Raw genomic sequence first — 20,317 nt, 5'->3', positions numbered from 1 at the left:
CTTCGGGCACCTCCTCCGCGCTCGCGGGGAGAAGGAAACTGTCAGCGGGCGCGAGGATCAATTCGGCGACCCCGCCGGCGCCGCCTGCACATCATGCTTCTGATGCGCCTTGCCCATCTTGTCGGCGACTTCCTTGGGCATGTAGGCCTCGTCGTGCTTGGCCAGCACGTCGGTGGCGATGAAGACGCCGTCCTGCATGGAGCCGGTCGCGACCACGGCCTGCCCCTCGCGGAACAGATCCGGCAGGATCTTGTCGTAGCGCACCGTCAGCTGGGCGTCGCCGTCGGTGACGGCGAACTGCGAGACCAACGAGCCGGGTTCGCGCTTGAACGATCCTTTCTCCACCATGCCGCCCAGGCGGAACCGGGATTCGCCGGCTTCACCGCGCAGCACTTCGGCGGGCGTGTAGAGGTAGGCCACGTTGCGCTGCAGGGCCATCGCGATCAGCGCGGTGGCGATGCCGGCCACCACGACGGCGAGCAGCACGAACAGCAGGCGACGGCGTCGAACGGGATTCATCTGTCAGCGTTCCAGGTCGGCGGGGGCGGCGCCGCGGCGGGCATCGCGCGCCACACGTTGGCGGGCGGCGCGCAGTTCACGGCGCACCTGCAGGCGCGGGGCGAGGAAATCCCAGCCCAGTACCACGGCGAAGACGGCGTAGGCGCCGATGACGTATTCGAGGTAGCTCACGGCGCGACCTCCTTCGCGGCAGCGAGTTTCGCAACCCAGTCCTTGCCGGCCTCGCGACGCAGGTTGTCGGCGCGCGCACGCGCCAGCAGCGAGCCGGCGAACCAGAACTTCGTCGCGACCACCATCAGCACCAGAGGCAGGATCATGCTGTCGTCCATGCTGGATTCGCCGAACACGCGGATGGTCTGGCCCTGGTGCAGCGAGTTCCACCACACCACGGAGTAGCGGATCACCGGCAGGATCGCCACGCCGACGATGGCCAGCAGGCCCGCCGCGCGCGCGGCGTTGCGGCGGTCGTCGATGGCGCCGTACAGGCCCATCACGCCGAGGTAAAGGAACAGCAGGATCAGCTCGGTGGTCAGGCGGGGGTCCCAGTCCCACCACGTGCCCCACATCGGCTTGCCCCAGATGCTGCCGGTAGCCAGGGTGATGACGGTGAAGGCGGCACCGGTGGGCGCGCACGCCATCGCCAGGATCTCGCACAGCTTGATACGCCAGATCAGTGCGATGGCCGCGTAGAACGCCATCAGGCCGAACACGAACATGCTCATCCATGCGCTGGGCACGTGGATGTAGAGGATGCGGAAACTGTCGCCCTGCTGGTAGTCGGCTGGCACCACGAACAGCGCCTGCCACAGGCCCACGCCCAGCAGCACGATGGCGGCGAGGTAGCACCACGGCGTCCAGCGAGCGGCGAAGCGGTCGAAGGTGGGAGGCGAGCCGAGTTGATGGAACCAGCGGACGAGAGGATTCATGCAGCCACGTTCTTCAGGTCAGGGCGATGCGGATCGCCGCGGCGGCGGCCAGCGGCGCCAGCAACAGCGACAGCAGCAGGCCGGCGGCCAGCCAGAGGAGGGCGCCGGAGGCATCCAGCCCTTGCGCGTTGGCGGCCACGGCGCCCGCGCCGAACACCAGCACCGGCACGTACAGCGGCAGCGCCAGCAGGGCCACAAGGATACCAGAGCGCCTCATGCCGACCGTCAGCGCCGCGACCACCGCACCCAGCAGGCTCAGCAGCGGCGTGCCCAGCGCGAGCGTGGCGAGCAGCATCGGCAGGTCGTTGCGCGGCAGGTGCAGCATCTCGCCCAGCAGCGGCGCGGCGAGCACCAGCGGCAGGGCGGTGGTGGCCCAGTGGGTCAATACGCGCACCAGTACCAGCCAGGCCAGCGGCACGGGGGCGAGGATCCATTGTTCGAGCGAACCGTCCTCGGCATCGCCGCGGAACAGCGTGTCCAGCGACAGCAGGCCGGCCAGCAGCACGGCGACCCACAGCACCGCCGGCGCCACTTTCGACAACACCAGCGGCGCGGTTCCCAGGCCGAGGGCGAACAGCACCACCACCAGCAACGCGAACAGTGCCGGCTGCATCGCATCGCCCCGGCGGCGCCACAGCAGTTGCACGTCGCGCACGATCAGGGCGCGCGCGGTCTGCAGCAGGGAGGGCGCGGCGCTCATGCCGGGCGCTCCATCACCAGCATCCGCGTTTGCACGGGGGGAGCGGCGTAGGCACCATGCGTGGTGACCAGTGCGGCACCCCCCTCGCGCAGGTGCGCGGAAATCATCCGGTTCACCAGGGTAATGCCCTCCAGGTCGAGATTGGCGTAGGGCTCGTCCAGCAGCCACAGCGGCGACGGCGACAGCCACAGCCGTGCAAGCGAAAGCCGCTTCTTCTGGCCTGCGGATAGTTGGCGTGCGAACGCATCCTCGTAGCCGGCCAGGCCGACCATCGCCAGGGCGTTGCCCGGCATCTGGCGTGCACGGCGACCGTGCAGGCCGCAGAGGAAGTTGAGGTTTTCCAGCGTGTTCAGGTCGGCCTTCAGCGCGGGCAGGTGGCCGAGATAGGCCATCGCATGCGCGCGGCGCGATGGCCCGGCCGGCTGCCCGTCGATGTCGATCTGACCGGCATCGGCATGCAGCAGGCCGGCCAGCACCCGCAGCAGGGTGGTCTTGCCGACCCCGTTGCCGCCCTGCACCAGCAGCGCCTCGCCCGCATCCACGGCGAAATCCAGCGGCCCGAACACCGGCTCGTCGTTGCGCGAGAACGCCAGGGCACGGGCAGCCAGCAAGGGCGGGTGGCGGGAAGCGGCGTCGGTCATCGGATCGGGCGTTCCCGGGCGGGAGCGGGGTGTCCTGTCGGATCAAACGCCCATTCTAAACGGCCGGGCCGGTCCGGCCGCCTGCGACAGACGGTCGCGGTCCGTCACCCCACCCAGTCGGTATGCGGGTCGCCGTCGGCCTGCGGCGGGCGCGGCCACATCATCCGCAGTCGCACCGGCGTGTCAGCGTGCCAGAACAGCGTGCCGCCCTGGCCGAACTCGCGCGCCAGGGCGTCGGCCTGTTCCAGCGTGGCGTCCAGCACCAGGCAGCCGTGTTCGACCATGCCTCCCTGATTGTTGCAGCCCAGCGCCGGGTGGAATGACAACCCCAGCGCGTGCAGGCGTGCGTGCAGGCGTTCCTGCGCGATGTCGTTGACCGGGCGCGGCGCCTCGCCGGGTGGCGGGTTCCACGCGGTGATGAACAGATAGCGGGTCGCCATGACCTGGCGTTCGACATCCGGCGCGGTCGAGCCGGTGCGGAACAGCCATTCCTGCCGGCCCACGGTGACGAAATAGTGCGCGGCAGCCCAGGCCGTGGCCAGCCGTGCGCGTTCCGCCTCGGGGACATCCCCGAGGGTCGCGCCGGCAGCGGGAACGCGGTGGTCGGCCATGGCCGCATCATCGCGCGTAACGCCCAGCGCGTACACTCCGCATTCCCTTCATCGAGTGCCCGCCCCAGGATGTCCCAGCCGCAGACCAAGCTGCCCAAGGTGGGCACCACTATCTTCACCGTGATGTCGCAGCTCGCCGCCGAGCACGGCGCGGTCAACCTGGGGCAGGGTTTCCCGGATTTCGCCGTTCCGCAGCGACTGGTTGACGAGCTGGACCGCGCGATGCGCGATGGCCACAACCAGTACGCCCCGATGACCGGCGTGGCGCCGCTGCGCCAGGCCATCGCGGAGAAGGTGCTGCGCTGTTACGGCCGTGAAGTGAACCCGGATACCGAGATCACCGTGACCAGCGGCGCCACCGAGGCGTTGTTCAACGCGATCCACGCCGTGGTGCGCCCGGGCGAAGAAGTCATCGTGCTGGACCCGGCCTACGACAGCTACGAACCGGCGATCGACCTGGCCGGCGCGCGTGCCGTGCATGTGCCGCTCGATCCGCAGACGTTTGCGGTGGACTGGAACCGCGTGCGCGCCGCCATCACGCCGAAGACGCGGTTGCTGATCATCAACAGCCCGCACAACCCGTCCGGCGCGATGTTCGACGAAGCGGATATCCGCGCGCTGTCGGCGCTGCTGGAAGGCACCGGCATCTACCTGATTTCCGACGAGGTCTATGAGCACATCGTGTTCGACGGCCGCCGCCATGAATCGATCCTGCGGTATCCCGAGCTGGCCGCGCGTGCCTTCGTCGTCTCCAGCTTCGGCAAGACCTACCACTGCACCGGCTGGAAGATCGGCTACGCCATCGCGCCGCCGACGCTGAGCGCGGAATTCCGCAAGGTCCACCAGTACAACGTGTTCTGCACGTTCGCGCCGGCGCAGCACGCCTTCGCCGCGATGATCCGGCAGGAACCGGAGCACTACGAGCAACTGGGCGCGTTCTACCAAGAGAAGCGCGACCGCTTCCGCGAGCAACTGCTGGGCACGAAGTGCGTGCCGCTGCCGGTGCCGGGCGGCTATTTCCAATTGGTCGATTATTCGGCGGTCAGCGACCTCCCGGATGCCGAGTTCGTGAAGTGGTTGACCGTCGAGCATGGCGTCACCGCGATCCCGCTGTCCCCGTTCTACGAAACGCCGCCGACCGGCCAGCGCCTGGCGCGACTGTGCTTCGCCAAGAACGAGGCGACGCTGGATGCGGCGATCGCGCGGTTGAAGGCGCTGTAAGCGGATACGGAGACACAGATGCAGGACCTCCGCATTTCCCTCGTCCAGGGCGAGACCCGCTGGCACGATCCGGCGGGCAACCGCGACTACTACGGCGCGTTGATCGCGCCGCTCGCCGGGCAGACCGATCTATTGGTGTTGCCGGAGACTTTCACCAGCGGCTTCAGCAACGAGGCCATCGACCAGGCCGAAGGCATGGACGGCGCCACGGTGGCGTGGATCCGTGAGCAGGCGGCGACGCTCGATGCGGCGATCACCGGCAGCGTGCAGCTGCGCACGGCGGAAGGCGTATTCAACCGCCTGCTGTTCGCCACGCCGGATGGCGATCTGCAGCACTACGACAAGCGTCATCTGTTCCGCTACGCCAACGAGCACATGCGGTATGCCGCGGGCAGCGAGCGGCTGACGCTCGAATGGAAGGGCTGGCGGATCAATCCGCTGGTCTGCTACGACCTGCGCTTCCCGGTGTTCGCGCGCAACCGGTACGACGTGGAGCGGCCGGGACAGCTGGATTTCGATCTGCAGTTGTTCGTCGCGAACTGGCCAGCGCCGCGGGCGTATGCGTGGAAGACGCTGTTGCGGGCACGGGCGATCGAGAACCTGTGCTACGTGGCCGCCGTCAATCGTGCGGGTACGGACGGCAATGGGCACGCGTACAGCGGCGACAGTGCGGTGATCGATTTCCTGGGGCAGCCGGTGGTGGAGTTGCCGGCTGGCGAGGGGGTGGTGACGACGACGATCTCGGCGGCGGCGCTGGCGGCGCATCGGGAGAAGTTCCCGGCGATGCTGGATGCGGATCGGTTCGAGTTGCGTTGATCCCTCGGATGTCGTGCTCGGTATCGAGCTTGCTGGTGCAGCCAGCATGGTGCGCTCGCCGCGAGGCGTCACTTTCTTTGCGTGTGCAAAGAAAGTAACCAAAGAAAGCACACCCCAGGCGGCACGCCCTGCGCTTCGCTCCGGGTCCGCGAGCGGTCCGGGAATTTTCGTAAGGCACATCCCTGTGCCATACGAAAACGCCGCCCATCCGGGGCGGCGCCCTTCGGGTTTTACCCGGCCCACTCGCCGTGCCTCATGGGGACCCTGAAGAGCCAGGTCAAAGGCATGCACGCCGAATCTGTCCGTGTCGGCTTTCGGGGCCCCTTTAGGTCCGGCAGTCACGGCGGGTAAAACCCGCAGGGCGGCGCACAAGGATGTGCGCCGTTTTCGGCCGGGGCAGGAGGCCCCGTCCGAAAATTCCCGTCGTGACTGCGCACCCGCCGCGCAGCGGCGGGCGGACCGCCGGGGGGTGTTTCTTTTGCCTACTTTTCTTTGCACAAGCAAAGAAAAGTAGGGCCCCCGCGGCCAGCGGCACCATGCCGGCACACATCAGACTTAACCGAAAGAGGTTGAGCCCGAGTGGTTAATGCGCAGTGTGCGTATCGCGCTCACTACGTGTTGCCGTGCGCTCAACCCGCCTTCTGCGGCAGGATCTGGCATACCGCCTGGCACATCGCCAGCACCCGGCCCGCGTCGTCGCGCACCTCGCCGGCGAGGAACAACTGATTGCGCGTGCGTTCGACCAAACGCGCATGGCAGATGATGTGCGGCATCTCCTGCGTCACCGGTCGCAGGTACTGCGTATTGAGCGAGGTGGTCACGCTCGGCGGCGCGATCAGGTACGAGAACGGCCCCAGCGTGTTGTCCAGTGCGGCCACTATGAAGCCGCCCTGCATGTGCCCGATCGGATTCTGATAGCGAGGCAGCACGGGAAAGCGCATCGCCAGCGACTGGCCTTCCACGTAATCGATGGGCTCGCCCTGCATGTCGAGCAGGCAGGGCGGCGGAATCTGCAACGGCGCGCCGGCCGGTAGCCGTGCATGCAGTAGTGCGTTGATGTCGGTCGCGGCGTCGCTCATCGGGTGAAGCTCAGCTCGAAAGAGGTGAAGAAGGGCGCGCGCGGCGGCGCTGACAGCGTGCTGCCATTGATCCGCTTCTGCACGCAGATCGCCAGCGGCGTGCCGCCCTCCCGCCAGGTACGCACGACCTTGCCCGATGCGTCCAGTTCCGCCACCACCACGAACGGCGACGTATCCGCCGTCGGCGTCGCGCAGCCGGCGATGGCGGCCTCCAGCGCAATGCCCTGTGCATCGCGCAGGGCACTGGCGCTGGCCGCGGGCAATGAGGCCTCGTCCGCATCCGCCCGCCGCTTGGCGTCGCTGTAGTCCGTGGGCGATTGCGCGTGCGCCAGCAAGGTGGCGGAGAGGACCCAGGCGAACAGGATGCCGCGCATCATCGACGATCTCCTCATGGCGCCTTCGGCGGCTCGATGCGCCAGATCTTGCCGTCGTCCTCGTCGGTGACGACATAGACATTGCCGTTCGCATCCACGCGCACGTCACGCACGCGCTCGCCGATCTCGTTGAGCAGGCGCTCCTCGCCGACGATCTTGTCGCCCTGCAACGTCAGGCGGATCAGGTTGCGCTCGGCCAGGGCGCCAATGAACAGGCTGTCGTTCCATGGGCTGCCGGTCTTGCCGGTCAGGAACGCCATGCCGGACACGCCGGGCGACTTCTCCCACAGGTGGTAGGGCTGTTCCATGCCGTCCTTCGCCTTGCCTTCGGCCTCGGGAATCGGCTGGCCCGAATAGTTGATGCCGTAGGTGATGACCGGCCACCCGTAGTTCTTGCCGGCCTCCGGCAGGTTGATCTCGTCGCCGCCGCGCGGCCCGTGTTCGTTCTGCCAGATCTTGCCCGTGCGCGGATCGCGTGCCATGCCCTGCATGTTGCGATGGCCGTAGCTGTAGATCTCCGGGCGCGCATCGGCGCGGCCGACGAACGGGTTGTCCTTGGGCACGCTGCCGTCCAGGTTCAGGCGCACCAGCTTGCCCTGCAGCTTGCCGAGGTCCTGCGCGGTGGGGCGCTGGTTGCGTTCGCCCTGGCTGATGAACACGTGGCCGGCATCGTCGAACACGATGCGCGAACCGAAGTGGTTCGGCCCTTCCAGCTTCGGTTCCTGGCGGTAGATGACCTTGACGTCGGCCAGTGCATCGCCGGACAACGTGCCGTAGGCGACGGCGGTGCCGGCGGTGCCGTTCTCGCCGGGTTCGGCGTAGCTCAGATAGATGCGCTGGCTGCTGGCGAAGTCGGGCGCCAGTACGACATCGAGCAGGCCGCCCTGACCGGTAGCCCACACCTTGGGTACGCCGGTGATCGGCGCGGATACCGCCCCGTCCGCGCCGACGCGGCGCAACTGGCCGCTGCGTTCGGTGACGAGCATGGCGCCATCCGGCAGGAAGGCGAGGCTCCACGGGTGGTCGAGGCCGCTGGCGACGCGGGTGACGCGGATCTGGCCCTGCGCGCTGGCCAGCGTCTGCGACGGCTGGTCTGCGGGTGCGGCCTGCGCGGCGGCGGGCGCCGACGCCCTGGCCGCGTCACCGTTGGCCGAGGAATCGCAGGCGGCCAACGGCAGGGCGAGGAGGAGGGCGGTGGCGAGTCGATGGTGGGCGTTGCGCAACGTCGTATCTCCTGTGGGGGAAGTCAGCGGTAACCGGCGGCCTGCAGCTCGAACAGTTCGGCGTAGCGGCCGCCGGCGGCCATGAGTTGTGCGTGCGTGCCGCTGGCTTCCAGCCGCCCCTGGTCGAGGACCAGGATGCGGTCGGCCATGCGGACGCTGGAGAAGCGGTGCGAGATCAGCACCGCGGTCCGATTGTCCGACAATTCCTTGAAGCGTTGGAAGACCTCGAATTCGGAACGCGCATCGAGTGCGGCGGTCGGTTCATCCAGGATCATCACCTGCGCATCGCGCATGTAGGCGCGCGCAATCGCGATCTTCTGCCACTGCCCGCCCGACAGGTCCACGCTGTTCTTGAAGCGGCGGCCCACCAGCTGGTCGTAGCCGCGCGGCAGGCTTTCGATCACCTCGTCGGCCATGGCGCGGGCAGCGGCGGCACGCACGCGCGCATCGTCGTGCATGGCCTCGATGCGGCCGACGCCGATGTTCTCGCCCGCGGTCAGGTGGTAGCGCACGAAATCCTGGAAGATCACGCCGGTGTTGGCGCGCAGGTCATCGAGGTCGTACTCGCGCAGGTCCCGTCCATCGAGCAGGATGCGGCCTTCGTCGGGGTCGTACAGCCGCGCGAGCAGCTTCACCAGCGTGGTCTTGCCGGCGCCGTTCTCGCCGACCAGGGCCAGCACTTCGCCCGCGTGCAGTTCGAAGTCGAGATGCCGCACCGCCCAGCGTTCGGCATCGGGATAGCGGAAGCCGACGTTCTCGAAGACGAAGCCGTGGGTGATGGGACGCGGGACCGGCACGGCATCTGCAGGTGACGTGATCTCCGGCTCGATCTCGAAGAAGGAGAACAGGTCGTCCAGGTACAGCGCCTGGCCGGCCACCTGCGAGAACCCGATCAGCAGCCCTTCCAGCAACTGGCGCAGGCGCAGGAAACTGCCGGCCAGGAAGGTCAGGTCGCCGATGCTGAAGTCGCCGCGCACCGTGCGCCAGGCGATGTAGGCATACGCGACGTAATACCCGAGCGTGCCCAGCGCGGCGAGCACCGTGCCCCACAGCGCACGCCGGCGCGCGAGCGCGCGGTTGGCGAGGAAGAACTTCTCCGCGAGCGTGCGGTAGCGTTCGATCAGGAAGCGGTGGAGATTGAAGATCTTCACCTCCTTCGCGGTTTCCACGCTCGCGCCCATCTGCCGCAGGTACTCCAGCTGGCGCCGTTCGGGCGTCCACTGGAAGTTCAGCGAATAGCCCAGCGCATTGAAGTGCGCCTCGCCGACGAAGGCCGGGATCAACGCGATCGCGAGCAGGGCGATGAGCCAAGGCGCGTAGACCAGCAGGCCCGCAGCGAAGGCGACCACGGTGATGGCATCCTGTACCTGGCCGAACAACTGGCTCATCAGGTTCATGCGGCCCATGGTCTGGCGGCGCGCACGGTCCAGCTTGTCCTGCAGGTCGGGGTCTTCGAAGTCCTCCAGGTCGAGAGTGGCCGCATGCGCCATGAGCCGCACGCTGGTCGCGTTGGTGAACAGCTCCGACAGCAGCGCGTCGGCGTAGCTGACCAGGCGGCCGAGCAGGTCGGAGCCGATCGCCAGCGCGAACTCCAGTGCCAGGAGCGTGGCCAGCGTGTCCAGCTGCCCGCTGCGCCACGCTTCGCCGAGCGATCCGAAGTCCAGGCCCAGCCCGACCAGCCGGATGGCTTCGTCGATGATCATCTTGGCGATGTAGAGCGTCACCACGGGGACGAACGCGCGCACCAGGCGCAGGCCCAGGCTCGCCAGCGTCAGCGTGCGGCTGGTCTGCCAGATCTGGCGCAGGAACGGGCCGAGGTTGCGCATCGCATCGAAGCGCTCGCGCAGGTTGGGCGTGGGATTGCGTGCGGGCGCGGCATGCGTAGGGGCGGACGGCATGCCCGGATTGTGCCCGTTCGTGGGGTCGTCGTCAGTGAAGGCCGCCGGTCGTCCCGGCGTCCCCGCGGCGCACAGTGTCAGCGTTTCGCCAGCGCCGGTGCCGGCGACCGGATGTCCAGCATCTGGCCGGCTTCCACACGTTCGCCGCCCCGCACGACCAGGCGATCGCCCGCCTTGATCCCGGCGCCGACCTCGACCAGGCCGTCCAGTTCCGTACCGGTCGTCACCGGCACGCGTTCGGCCTTGCCGGCGGCATCCACCCGCATGACGAAGTCGCCCTCGCGGCGCAGGATCACCGCGTCGCGCGGCACCGCGATCACCGTGCGCGACGGGGCGGTGGGCAGGCCCACGTCCACCGCGGTGCCGATGGGAATGTCCATGCCGTCCACCGCGATGCGCAGTTCGAGCTGCCGCGAGGCTTCGTCGCCCACCGGCACCAGCACGCTGACGGGATAGGCGCGTTCTGTGCCGGCGTTGCGCACGCGTACCTCGGTACCGGGCGACAGATGGCGGGCCAGGTCGACCGGTGCGCGGACGCGGACTTCCTGCGCGCCCGTGTCCACCAGGCGCGCGACCGAGGCGCCGGTGACCAGGTATTCGCCAGGTTGCGTGTGGCGCTCCACGACGATGCCGTCGAACGGCGCGCGGACGACCATCTGCGCCCGCTGATGGCGGAGCTGCGCGAGTTGGGCCAGCACGCGTGCCCGTTCCTGGGCCAGCACGTCGCGATCGGCGCGCAGCTGCTCGTACTGCGCACGCGCGATGTTCTGTTGTTCCGCCAGCTGCGCGTAGCGCTGTTCCTGCCGGGTGGCCAAGGCGAGTTGCGCCTGGATGCGCGCAAGATCTGCCTGGCTCTCCTGCTCGCGCAGGCGCAGCGCGGCGTCGTCGAGGACGGCCAGCGCCTGTCCGCGGCGAACACGCTGGCCGACCTCCGCGACGTCGACGACACGGCCCGTCTGTTCGCCTGCCACACGCGCATCGCGGCGACTGATGACACTGCCCGGCGACCACTGGTGCGGCGCAAAGGCCGTGCTGACGGCGGGTGCGACGCTGACGATGGCGGGCGGCGATGCCTCATCGGGTGGCGCGCTGGCTTCGGCCTCCCGTTTCATCCATGGCAGGACGAGGACGCCCGCGAGTGCGGAGGCGAGCAGCAGTTTGGGCAGGGGACGCATGGGATTCTCCAGGACAGGGTCAGGAAGTGGCACGGGGAAGCGCGAACGCGTCCTCGGCCTGGTCGCCGCGCGGATGCGGCGTGCGTTCGCCGGCCAGGCGCAGCAGCGCAGGCACGAGCACCACGGTGAACAGCAGGCTGAGCGCGACGCCACCGACCGACACCGCGGCCAGTCCGCGATAGATGACCGCACCGGGCCCTGGATTGATCGCCATCGGCAGCGCGCCGAGCACGCCGGTCAGCGCGGCGATCAGGATCGGGCGCAGGCGTTGTTCGAGCGCTTGCTTGAGCGCGTCGTCGAGCGATGCGCCGTCGGCCTGCGCTTCACGCGTCTGGGCGACCAGCAGGATGGCGTTGTTGATCACCATGCCCAGCAGCATGATGAAGCCGATCATCGAGAGGAGATCCAGCGTCTGGCCGGCGACCAGGTCGAGGACGCGCAGGCCGGCGACGCCACCCAGCACTGCCATCGGCAGTGTGGCCATGACGAAGGCGCTGTCGCGCAGCGAGCGGAACATCGCGGCCATCAGCATGAAGAGCACGACCAGCGCCATCGCGAAGTTGATGCCCATGCTGCGCACCACCTCGCCGAGCCGGTCAGCGCTGCCGGAGATGCGGATGGCCGCATCCGGCGGCAGGCTGTCGCGCAGGGTCGGCACGATCTCCTCGTTGACGATGTCCAGCGCTTCTTCCAGCGACATCGCCGCGGGAGGATCGACCGTGAGCGTGACCGTGCGACGGCGATCAATGCGGCGCAGCTGGTTCGGCGCGAGTACCGTGTCCACCTGCGCCAGGTCGGCCAGGCTCAGCACACCGCCCTGCGGCGTGGCCAGCGGGGCATCGCCCAGGCGCGCGATGTCGTCCTCGCCGTTGCTGCGCAGGATGATCGCCAGGCGGCGGTCGCCATCGAAATGCTCGCCCAGCCATTGGCCGTCGCCCAGCGTGCGTACCACCGTGCCCAGCTCCGGGCGCCGCCAGCCGACTTCGGCCAGGCGCCGGTCGTCGGGATTGACGCGCAGCTCCGGGGTGCCGCCGTCGGCATTGGGCCAGGCCTGCACGTTGGCACCGGTGAAACGCTCGGACAATGCTCTTCGTCCTGCCTCCGCCGCACGCGCCAGCGCATCGCCGTCGCTGTGCTGCAGGTGGATGGCGATGGCGCGCGCCGAGCCCCCGAAGCTGCCGAACAGCTCGCCTTCGCTGGCGAACGCGCGCGTATCGGGGAAGCCGACCACGATCTCGTCGCGCACGATGCGCTCGAGTTCACCGATGTCGTCCGGATCGACCACGCGCGCACCCAGCGTGCCGCCGCCCGGCCACAGGTTGAGGTACCAGTTGCTGAGCTGCGGCCCCTTCTCGCCCTCCATGTACGGGCGCATGCGCTCCAGCAATGCGGGGGCGATCTCGCGGTTCACGCGTTCGGGGCTCATGCCCGGCGGGAAGTTGAAGAAGGCGTCCACCGCGGCGCGCTTCACCGGCGGCAGGTAGTCGATCTGCGGCATCAGCACTACCGCAAGCAGGGCGGGTGCGAGCACCAGGCCGCCGACCCAGGCGAGCTGGCGCGGCCGGCCTTCGGTGGTCTTCAGGGCCCAGTCGCTGAGCCGCGACCAGAAGCGATGCTGGTTTTCCTCGCCAGGCCGCGTGCGCAGCCAGCTGCCGGCCGCGGCGGGCAGCACCGTGACGGCGATCAGCAGCGAGATGCCCACCGCGATGGAAATGGTCAGCGCCAGGTCGGCGAAGAGCTGGCCTTCGACGTCGTCCATGAAGATGACCGGCAGGAACACCGCGACCGTCGTCAGCGTGGACGCGACCAATGCGCCACCGACCTGACGCGTGCCTTCCAGCGCCGCATGCGTGGCCGACAGGCCTTGCTCGCGCAGGCGCACGATGTTCTCCGCAACGACCACCGCCGCGTCCATCACCATGCCCACCGCGAAGGCGAGGCCAGCCAGCGAGATGACGTTGAGGCTGCGCCCGGTGAGCTGCAGCACGATGAAAGTGGCGAGCAGCGAGATGGGAATCGCGCACGCGATCAACGCGGTGGCGCGTATATCGCGCAGGAACCACCACAGGCAGCCCACGGCGAGCAGCACGCCGGCGGTCAGGCTGCCCGACAGCAGGCCGAGCGCGCGGTTGATGAAGACCGACGCGTCGAAGCTCTGCGCAATGTCCAGGCCCAGTGGCTTGAGTTCCTGCTCGCGCACGTCGGCGACGACACGCTTCACCTCGTCCAGCGTGTCGAGCACGTTGGCGCCGCTTTCGCGCAGGATGCGCAATCCGATCGCCGGATTGCCGTTCTGGTAGGCAAAGAAGCGTTGCTCGGGGCGCTTGACCTCCACCGTGGCGACATCGGCCAGCCGTACCGGCCGGCCATCGCGCCAGGCGAGGATCAGGTTGCCCAGCGCCTCGGGCGAATAGCGTCCGGCGAAGCGCAGCACGTACTCGCGGCGGCCGGCTTCCACCACGCCACCGGACACATCGGTGGCGCGTGCAGCGACGGCAGCCACATCGGGAATCTGGATGCCCAGTGCCGCGGCCCGCGACAGGTCCAGGGTGATGGTCAGCTCCTCCTCCGCACCGCCATTGATCTCCACGCCGGCCACGCCATCGACGGACGTCAGACGCGGCACGATCCGGTCCTCGATGAGCTGGCGATAGTCGAGGATGTCGCCGCGCGTGCCGGGCAGCTTCTGCACGAAGAAGTAGGTCAGCGAGTTGTTGGCGTTGTCCGCGCCGGCCTGCACCACGGGGGGCGTCGCATCGCGCGGCAGTGGCTGCAGGCGATTCATCCGCGCGAGCACTTCCACCAGCATCGCGTCCATGTCGCTGCCCACGGCGAACGTAAGGTTGATGAAGCTGTTGCCGGCGTTGACATTGGAGGTCATCTCCTCCAGTCCGGGCAGGCCCTGCATCACGGTTTCGATCGGCTCGACGATCTCGGATTCCATTTCCTGCGGCGAGGCCGCGCGCCAACCGGTCTGGATCGACATCTGCGGGCGCTCGATGTCCGGGAACAACTGCAGCGGCAGCTTGCCCAGGCTCAACAGGCCGAATGCGCAGACCATCGCCACCACCACGGCGACGGCGGCGGGATTGCGCAGTGAGGCATCGGTGAGTTTCATCGTACGTCCGCGTGGTGGTCGGCGGTGCGCACGATGCGCGCAGTGACGAGCGGCGTTATGGCCCGGAAGTCATGCGGCAAGCCGCATTGCGGCGAGTGGTGGACGCGCGACGACGAACCGAGTCTTGAGAATCTGCGTTACGCGCGATGAGCGGTTCTGTGGTGGGAGCGACGTAAGTCGCGATGGCCGTATCAAGGTCCGTCATCGCGACTTACGTCGCTCCCACAAGAAGCCGACGACGCCTACAGCAATACCGCCAGCTTGTCGCGATGGCTGCGCGACAGCTTCAGTTCCTGGCCGCAGTCCAGGCGCAGGAAGCTTTCGCCGTTGGTGTGCGGGCGCATTTCCACCACGCGGCGAGCGTTGACGATGGTGGAACGGTGGATGCGGGGGAAGCGCTGCGGGTCCAGCTGTTTCTCCAGTTCGCGCATCGTCGCGCGCAGGATCAGCGTGGTGCCGTTCGCTTCGTCGCCGTCCACATGGATGCACATGTAGTCCCCGGCGGCATCGATCCAGCGGATGCTGTGCAGGTCCACGCGCACGGTGCGGCCGCCATCGCGGACGGCGAGTTTCTCCTCGCGGCGCAGCAGGTCGAGCGCGTCCGGCTTCAGGGCCTCGTCCAGGTCCAGCGGCGGGCGGCCGCTCAGTTCCCCCAGCAGGCCGAGCAGGTGGGCGCAGTGGCCGCTGGCTTCGCGTTGGGCGCGTGCCTGGCGCACGCGCGCCAGCGCCTGGGCCAGCCGCGAATCTTCCACCGGTTTCAGCAGGTAGTCGGTGGCCGACGCCTCGAACGCGCGGATCGCATAGTGATCGTAGGCGGTCACGAACACCACCAGCGGCATCTCGCTGGCGGGGATCGCCCGCAGTGTCTGGAAACCATCCAGGCCGGGCATCTGCACATCGAGGAACATCAGGTCCGGGCGGTGCTCGCGCAGGCCGGCGATGGCCGATGCGCCGTCGCCGTACTGGCCTACGATCTCGATGTCGGGATGCGCGCTCAGGCGGATTTCAAGGCCGCGACGCGCGAGCGGTTCGTCGTCGACGATCACGGCGCGCAGGCGGGGGGCAGGTTCCGTGCGGGCGTGGCTGTCCATGCTCAGTCACCGAGGGTCTGCGAGGTTTCGAACGGCAGGCGCAAGATCACCTCGATGCCGCGTTCGCGGTTGCGCACGGAAAAGCCGCCGGCCTCTCCGTACAGCACGCTGAGGCGTTCGCGCGTGTTGCGAAGTCCCACTCCCTTGCCCGGCGGCAGGGCGTTGCCTTCAAGACTGCTGCAGCCGGGGCCGTCATCGATCACCCGCAGCACCAGTTGGCCGGCATCGTGTTCGGCTTCGATCCGCAACAGACCGCCGGCAACCTGGCGCGCGACCGCGTACTTGATGGCGTTCTCCACCAACGGCTGAAGCAGCAGGCTGGGGAGCAGCGCGCGCCAGCAGTCCTCGTCGATGTCGGTCTCGATGCGCAGGCGTTCGGCGAAGCGGATCTTCTCGATGTCCAGATACAGCGTCAGCGCATCCAGTTCCTGCCGCAGCGTCACCCGTTGCATCGGGTCGTTGTCCAGCGAATGGCGCAGGAACGACGAAAGCCCCTGCACCATGCGGTTGGCAGTGGCGTTGTCGCGGTCCAGGATCAGGGTGGAGATGGCGTTGAGCGTGTTGAACAGGAAGTGCGGATTCAGCTGGTAGCGCAGCATCTTCAGCTGGGCCTGGTGCGCCATGCTGCGCGCGGCGAGCGTGCGCCGTGCTTCGTCCTGGAACTGGCGGTAGTACTTGATGCCGAGGTACAGCCCCACCCAGGCCAGCACCACATAGATGTATCCGAGCGAATGCGCGACGAACTCCAGATGGTTGGCGGGCGCGCAGTCTTCGCAGAAGCGCAGCATCACCGCGCGGCTGGTCAGGTTCATCACCGTGGACGCTGCCAGCATCGGCAGGACCATCGCGGCCGCCAGTTGGGCGGGTTTGAGCCGCCAGCAGGCGCGCAACAGCTGGCGCAGGACCGCCGTGGCCACGAACCCGGTACAGGCGGCGGTGAACGGCACGATCCAGTAGCCTGCCGGCTTGCCGTAGGCGACTGCCTGCAGCGAACCAAGCGCGAAGTACGCCAGCCAGCCGCCTGCCTGGAGGCTCCAGAACGCCTGGTGCCGGGGAAGATCTAGAGGGTGGGCCGTTGAAATGGCCATGGCGGGCTCGCGAAGACGCAGGTGCCGCCATGCTAATGCCATGCCCGGCGACATGCCGCACGGCTCATCGGCCGCCGCGCACGCTTCGGCGCAAGGATCGCCGGATCAGCCCAAGGGGCCGGGTGGCTCGCCATCGCCACCCGATTGCAGTGCCACCGGCAGGTGCCAGCCGTAGGTCACCGCCATCATGCGCAGGCCGAAGCAGAGGCCTGCGCCGACCAGGGCGCAGGGCAGCGCGGGCAGCGCCAGCCAGTGACCGAGCGCGACCACCAGTGCGCCGGCCAGCGCGGCCACCGCATACAGCTCCGCCCGCAGCACCAGCGGCACCTGCGCCAGCAGCACGTCGCGCGCGATGCCACCGCCAATGCCGGTCAGCATGCCCATCGCGGCCGCCATCGGCGGCGAGATGCCGTATTCCAGCGCCTTCTGCGTGCCGGCCACGGCGAACAGCGCCAGCCCCATCGCATCGAACAGACGCACCGGATGGTGCAGCTTCTCGATCAGCGGCGCCCAGAAGAACGTCACGATGCCAGCGGCCAGCGACGTCACGGGATAGCGCCAATCGCTGAGCGCGGCCGGTGGCGTAGCGCCGATCAGCAGGTCACGGGTGATGCCGCCAGCCGTGGCCGCGATGAACGACAGCACCAGGACGCCGAAGATGTCGAGGCGGCGGCGCACGCCCAGCGTGGCACCGCTGAGCGCGAACACGAACGTGCCGATCAGGTCGAGGATGGGGAAGAGGGTATCCATGCCGGCATTGTGCCGCCGGCGTGGCGGGCCTGCGAGCCTTGTTCCGTCAGGCCAGGATCGGCTGCATCCCCACGCCCAGGCGATTCCAGGCGTTGATCATGGCCACCGCCATGGTCAGCTCGGCGATGCCGTGTTCGTCGAAATGCGCCTTCAGCGCCTCATAGGTGCTGTCGGCCGGTGCGCCGGAGGGCAACGTAGTCAGCTGCTCCGCCCAGGCCAGTGCCGCGCCTTCGCGGGCATCGAAGAAGCGGCTGTCCCGCCAGCCGGCCAGCGTGTGCAGCTTGCGCGACTCCACCCCGGCCTTGACCAGTGCGCTGCTGTGCATGTCCATGCAGTAGGCGCAGCCGTTGATCTGCGAGACGCGCAGGAAGATGAGTTCGAGGAACTCCTTTCCCAGCACGCCGTTGTGGACGGCCGTGCTGGTGGCGTAGAGGCCGCGGAAGGCCTCGGGGACATGCTTGGGATAGTCGACGCGATGGAATTTCATGTTCATGGCAGTGCCTCAATGGCGGCCACACCGGCCACCTTCACTACCAGGACGCGCCACCGTCCTTCGCCGTGACAGCCGTACCCAACTTGTCGGGATTGGCGATGGTGAAGAGCTCGCTGATGCGCTCGCCGTCGCTCACCGCCACCATCACCGCGATCAGCACGCCATCGCGGTAGCGCAGGATCGCCGGTTCGCCGTTGGCCGTGCCCATGCACCAGGCGATGGCCGGGTCCTGGCGGCGATACGCGGCCCAGAACAGGCGCGCGATCCGGATCGCGCCCAGCAACGGACGGATGACCGCCTGTCCCTTGCCGCCGCCATCGGAAACCAATTGCGCGTCCTCGCGAAGCAGGGCCGCGATCGCAGGCTGGTCGCCGCGGCGCGCGGCGTCCATGAAGCGCTCCAGCAGGCGTCGGTGGTTCTCCGGCGGCACTTCGAAGCGCGGACGGCCGGCCTGCACGCGTTCGCGCGCGCGATGGACCATCTGCCGGCAATTGGCTTCGCTCTGGCCGAGCAGGGGCGCGATCTGCGCGTAGTCGTAGTCGAAGGCTTCCTTCAGCAGGAAGGCGGCGCGCTCTTCCGGGCCCAGCCGTTCCAGCACGGCCAGGAAGGCTAGCGAGACCTGTTCCGAGACTTCGGCGGTGCGCTCCGGGCCGGGGGCCTCGTCGATGTCCGAGGGCGCGGGCAGCCACGGACCGGTGTAGTGCTCGCGCTGCACGCGCGCCGCGCGCAGGCGGTCGATGCCCAGCCGGGTGGCGGCGGTGACCAGCCAGGCCTCCGGGTCGCGGATGCCGGTCTTGTCGGTCTGCTGCCAGCGCAGCCAGGTGTCCTGGACGACATCCTCGGCGTCGCTGCGGCTGCCCAGCAGCCGGTAGGAGAGCCCGAAAAGACGGGAGCGGTGGGTTTCGAAGGTGTTTTCGGCGTTCATGCGACCAAAGACGGGGCAGGGCGACGTGGCGTGACAGCCGGGCACGGAGTCACTTTGGCCTAAAATGGGCGCTTCCGCCCGCTACCCCACCGGCAGCCCCCGGCTTCACGTCCCATGACCTCGATCAAGCAAGAAGACCTCATTCAGTCCATCGCCGACGGCCTGCAGTACATCAGCTACTACCACCCGGTCGACTACATCAAGAGCCTCGCGTCGGCCTATGACCGCGAGGAATCGCCTGCCGCGAAGGACGCCATCGCGCAGATCCTGATCAATTCGCGCATGTGCGCCGAAGGCCATCGGCCGATCTGCCAAGATACCGGCATCGTCACCGTGTTCCTCGAGATCGGCATGGACGTGCGCTGGGACGACGCCACGATGGGCGTGGAGGACATGGTCCACGAGGGCGTGCGCCGCGCCTACAACCACCCCGACAACAAGCTGCGCGCCAGCGTGCTGGCCGACCCGGCCGGCAAGCGCACCAACACGAAGGACAACACGCCGGGCGTGGTCAACGTCAAGGTCGTGCCGGGCAACACCGTCGACGTGATCGTCGCCGCGAAGGGCGGTGGTTCCGAAGCGAAGTCGAAGTTCGCGATGCTCAACCCGTCCGATTCCATCGTCGACTGGGTGCTGAAGACCGTGCCGACGATGGGCGCCGGCTGGTGCCCGCCGGGCATGCTCGGCATCGGCATCGGCGGCACCGCCGAGAAGGCGATGCTGCTGGCGAAGGAATCGCTGATGGAGCCGATCGACATCACCGACCTGCAGGCCCGCGGCGCGTCCAATCGCGCCGAGGAACTGCGCCTGGAGCTGTACGAGAAGGTCAACGCGCTCGGCATCGGCGCGCAGGGGCTGGGCGGCCTGACCACGGTGCTCGACATCAAGGTCAAGGATTACCCGACCCACGCGGCGAACCTGCCGGTGGCGATGATCCCGAACTGCGCCGCCACCCGCCATGCGCACTTCACCCTCGACGGTAGCGGCCCGGTGATGCTGGATCCGCCCTCGCTGGAAGACTGGCCGGAGCTGACCTACGACGCATCGAAGGGTCGTCGCGTGGACCTCGACACGCTGACCCGCGAAGACGTCGCCAACTGGAAGCCGGGCGAAGTCCTGCTGCTCAACGGCAAGTTGCTGACCGGGCGCGATGCCGCGCACAAGCGGATGGTCGACATGCTCAACAAGGGCGAGGCGCTGCCGGTCGATCTGAAGGGCCGCTTCATCTACTACGTGGGGCCGGTCGATCCCGTGCGCGATGAAGTCGTCGGCCCGGCGGGCCCGACCACCGCCACCCGCATGGACAAGTTCACCGAACAGGTGCTGGCGCAGACCGGCCTGCTGGGCATGGTCGGCAAGGCCGAGCGCGGCCCGGCGGCGATCGAGGCCATCAAGAAGCACCAGTCGGCCTACCTGATGGCGGTCGGCGGCGCGGCGTACCTCGTCTCCAAGGCGATCAAGGCGGCGAAGGTCGTCGGTTTCGCCGACCTGGGCATGGAAGCGATCTACGAGTTCACCGTGCAGGACATGCCCGTGACCGTCGCGGTCGACTCGCAAGGCACCTCGGTGCACCAGACCGGCCCGAAGGAGTGGCAGGCGCGGATCGGGAAGATTCCGGTGGTGGTGGCCTGACGCTGTTCCCTTCTCCCTGCGGGAGAAGGTGCCGAAG

Annotated in this window: 20 protein-coding genes; 3 read left to right on the top strand and 17 right to left on the bottom strand. The window is 68.3% G+C overall.

What is annotated here, in order from left to right; genetic code table 11:
* Positions 1-57: 57 nt before the first annotated feature.
* From ccmE to ACSQ19_RS00265, 6 genes are all read right to left on the bottom strand, one after another.
* Positions 58-519 (bottom strand): cytochrome c maturation protein CcmE, encoded by a 462-nt coding sequence (gene ccmE, locus ACSQ19_RS00290; RefSeq protein ID WP_435999171.1) that lies wholly within the window; start codon positions 517-519, stop codon positions 58-60.
* A gap of 3 nt (positions 520-522) precedes the next feature.
* Positions 523-690, bottom strand: a complete 168-nt coding sequence (locus tag ACSQ19_RS00285) for a heme exporter protein CcmD (protein ID WP_296282731.1) — start codon at positions 688-690, stop codon at positions 523-525.
* The gene (locus ACSQ19_RS00280) at positions 687-1,445 is read right to left on the bottom strand and encodes a heme ABC transporter permease (RefSeq protein ID WP_435999169.1); all 759 of its coding nucleotides are present in this window, start codon (positions 1,443-1,445) and stop codon (positions 687-689) included. Before ACSQ19_RS00280 ends, ACSQ19_RS00285 begins: the two co-directional genes overlap by 4 nt.
* 13 nt (positions 1,446-1,458) lie before the next feature.
* The gene (gene ccmB / locus ACSQ19_RS00275) at positions 1,459-2,145 is read right to left on the bottom strand and encodes a heme exporter protein CcmB (RefSeq protein WP_296282733.1); all 687 of its coding nucleotides are present in this window, start codon (positions 2,143-2,145) and stop codon (positions 1,459-1,461) included.
* Complete coding sequence (gene ccmA, locus ACSQ19_RS00270; RefSeq protein WP_296282734.1) at positions 2,142-2,786, bottom strand: heme ABC exporter ATP-binding protein CcmA; 645 nt, start codon at positions 2,784-2,786, stop codon at positions 2,142-2,144. The genes ccmB and ccmA overlap by 4 nt, the downstream gene beginning before the upstream one ends.
* Positions 2,787-2,890: 104 nt before the next feature.
* Positions 2,891-3,397, bottom strand: coding sequence for a DUF3293 domain-containing protein (locus ACSQ19_RS00265; RefSeq protein ID WP_299343157.1), 507 nt, complete (start codon positions 3,395-3,397; stop codon positions 2,891-2,893).
* 69 nt (positions 3,398-3,466) lie between these two features.
* On the opposite strand from ACSQ19_RS00265, the gene ACSQ19_RS00260 reads away from it, so the two are divergent.
* Both ACSQ19_RS00260 and ACSQ19_RS00255 read left to right on the top strand, forming a co-directional pair.
* The gene (locus tag ACSQ19_RS00260; RefSeq protein WP_435999166.1) at positions 3,467-4,618 is read left to right on the top strand and encodes a pyridoxal phosphate-dependent aminotransferase; all 1,152 of its coding nucleotides are present in this window, start codon (positions 3,467-3,469) and stop codon (positions 4,616-4,618) included.
* A gap of 18 nt (positions 4,619-4,636) precedes the next feature.
* A complete protein-coding gene (locus ACSQ19_RS00255) occupies positions 4,637-5,434 on the top strand; it encodes an amidohydrolase (protein ID WP_435999164.1) in 798 nt (265 codons plus the stop codon).
* A gap of 629 nt (positions 5,435-6,063) precedes the next feature.
* Here ACSQ19_RS00255 and ACSQ19_RS00250 read toward each other — a convergent pair.
* The 11 genes from ACSQ19_RS00250 to ACSQ19_RS00200 form a co-directional block, all read right to left on the bottom strand.
* Complete coding sequence (locus tag ACSQ19_RS00250; protein ID WP_435999162.1) at positions 6,064-6,513, bottom strand: PaaI family thioesterase; 450 nt, start codon at positions 6,511-6,513, stop codon at positions 6,064-6,066.
* Positions 6,510-6,890, bottom strand: coding sequence for a hypothetical protein (locus ACSQ19_RS00245; RefSeq protein ID WP_435999160.1), 381 nt, complete (start codon positions 6,888-6,890; stop codon positions 6,510-6,512). The genes ACSQ19_RS00250 and ACSQ19_RS00245 overlap by 4 nt, the downstream gene beginning before the upstream one ends.
* A gap of 11 nt (positions 6,891-6,901) precedes the next feature.
* Positions 6,902-8,110, bottom strand: coding sequence for a PQQ-dependent sugar dehydrogenase (locus ACSQ19_RS00240; protein WP_435999158.1), 1,209 nt, complete (start codon positions 8,108-8,110; stop codon positions 6,902-6,904).
* Positions 8,111-8,133: 23 nt separating this feature from the next.
* A complete protein-coding gene (locus tag ACSQ19_RS00235) occupies positions 8,134-10,008 on the bottom strand; it encodes an ABC transporter ATP-binding protein (RefSeq protein ID WP_435999156.1) in 1,875 nt (624 codons plus the stop codon).
* A 77-nt stretch (positions 10,009-10,085) separates the two neighbouring features.
* Positions 10,086-11,183, bottom strand: a complete 1,098-nt coding sequence (locus ACSQ19_RS00230) for an efflux RND transporter periplasmic adaptor subunit (RefSeq protein WP_435999154.1) — start codon at positions 11,181-11,183, stop codon at positions 10,086-10,088.
* A gap of 19 nt (positions 11,184-11,202) precedes the next feature.
* On the bottom strand, positions 11,203-14,301 hold the full coding sequence (locus ACSQ19_RS00225) for an efflux RND transporter permease subunit (RefSeq protein WP_435999152.1): 3,099 nt from the start codon (positions 14,299-14,301) through the stop codon (positions 11,203-11,205).
* Positions 14,302-14,543: 242 nt separating this feature from the next.
* On the bottom strand, positions 14,544-15,392 hold the full coding sequence (locus ACSQ19_RS00220; protein ID WP_435999150.1) for a LytR/AlgR family response regulator transcription factor: 849 nt from the start codon (positions 15,390-15,392) through the stop codon (positions 14,544-14,546).
* 2 nt (positions 15,393-15,394) lie between these two features.
* Positions 15,395-16,480 (bottom strand): sensor histidine kinase, encoded by a 1,086-nt coding sequence (locus ACSQ19_RS00215; RefSeq protein ID WP_299343175.1) that lies wholly within the window; start codon positions 16,478-16,480, stop codon positions 15,395-15,397.
* 105 nt (positions 16,481-16,585) lie between these two features.
* Entirely contained in the window at positions 16,586-17,230 is a 645-nt protein-coding gene (locus tag ACSQ19_RS00210) for a trimeric intracellular cation channel family protein (RefSeq protein WP_435999148.1), read from the bottom strand.
* A gap of 46 nt (positions 17,231-17,276) precedes the next feature.
* Positions 17,277-17,717 (bottom strand): carboxymuconolactone decarboxylase family protein, encoded by a 441-nt coding sequence (locus ACSQ19_RS00205; RefSeq protein ID WP_436001042.1) that lies wholly within the window; start codon positions 17,715-17,717, stop codon positions 17,277-17,279.
* Between the two features lie 43 nt (positions 17,718-17,760).
* Positions 17,761-18,648 (bottom strand): RNA polymerase sigma-70 factor, encoded by an 888-nt coding sequence (locus ACSQ19_RS00200; RefSeq protein ID WP_435999146.1) that lies wholly within the window; start codon positions 18,646-18,648, stop codon positions 17,761-17,763.
* Between the two features lie 114 nt (positions 18,649-18,762).
* Here ACSQ19_RS00200 and ACSQ19_RS00195 point away from each other — a divergent pair, with 114 nt between their 5' ends.
* A complete protein-coding gene (locus ACSQ19_RS00195; protein ID WP_299343179.1) occupies positions 18,763-20,280 on the top strand; it encodes a fumarate hydratase in 1,518 nt (505 codons plus the stop codon).
* Positions 20,281-20,317: the final 37 nt, after the last annotated feature.

The organism is Pseudoxanthomonas sp. LjRoot127 (genome assembly GCF_964253495.1).
GTDB lineage: Bacteria > Pseudomonadota > Gammaproteobacteria > Xanthomonadales > Xanthomonadaceae > Pseudoxanthomonas_A.
This window is presented reverse-complemented; position numbering and strand designations above follow the sequence as displayed.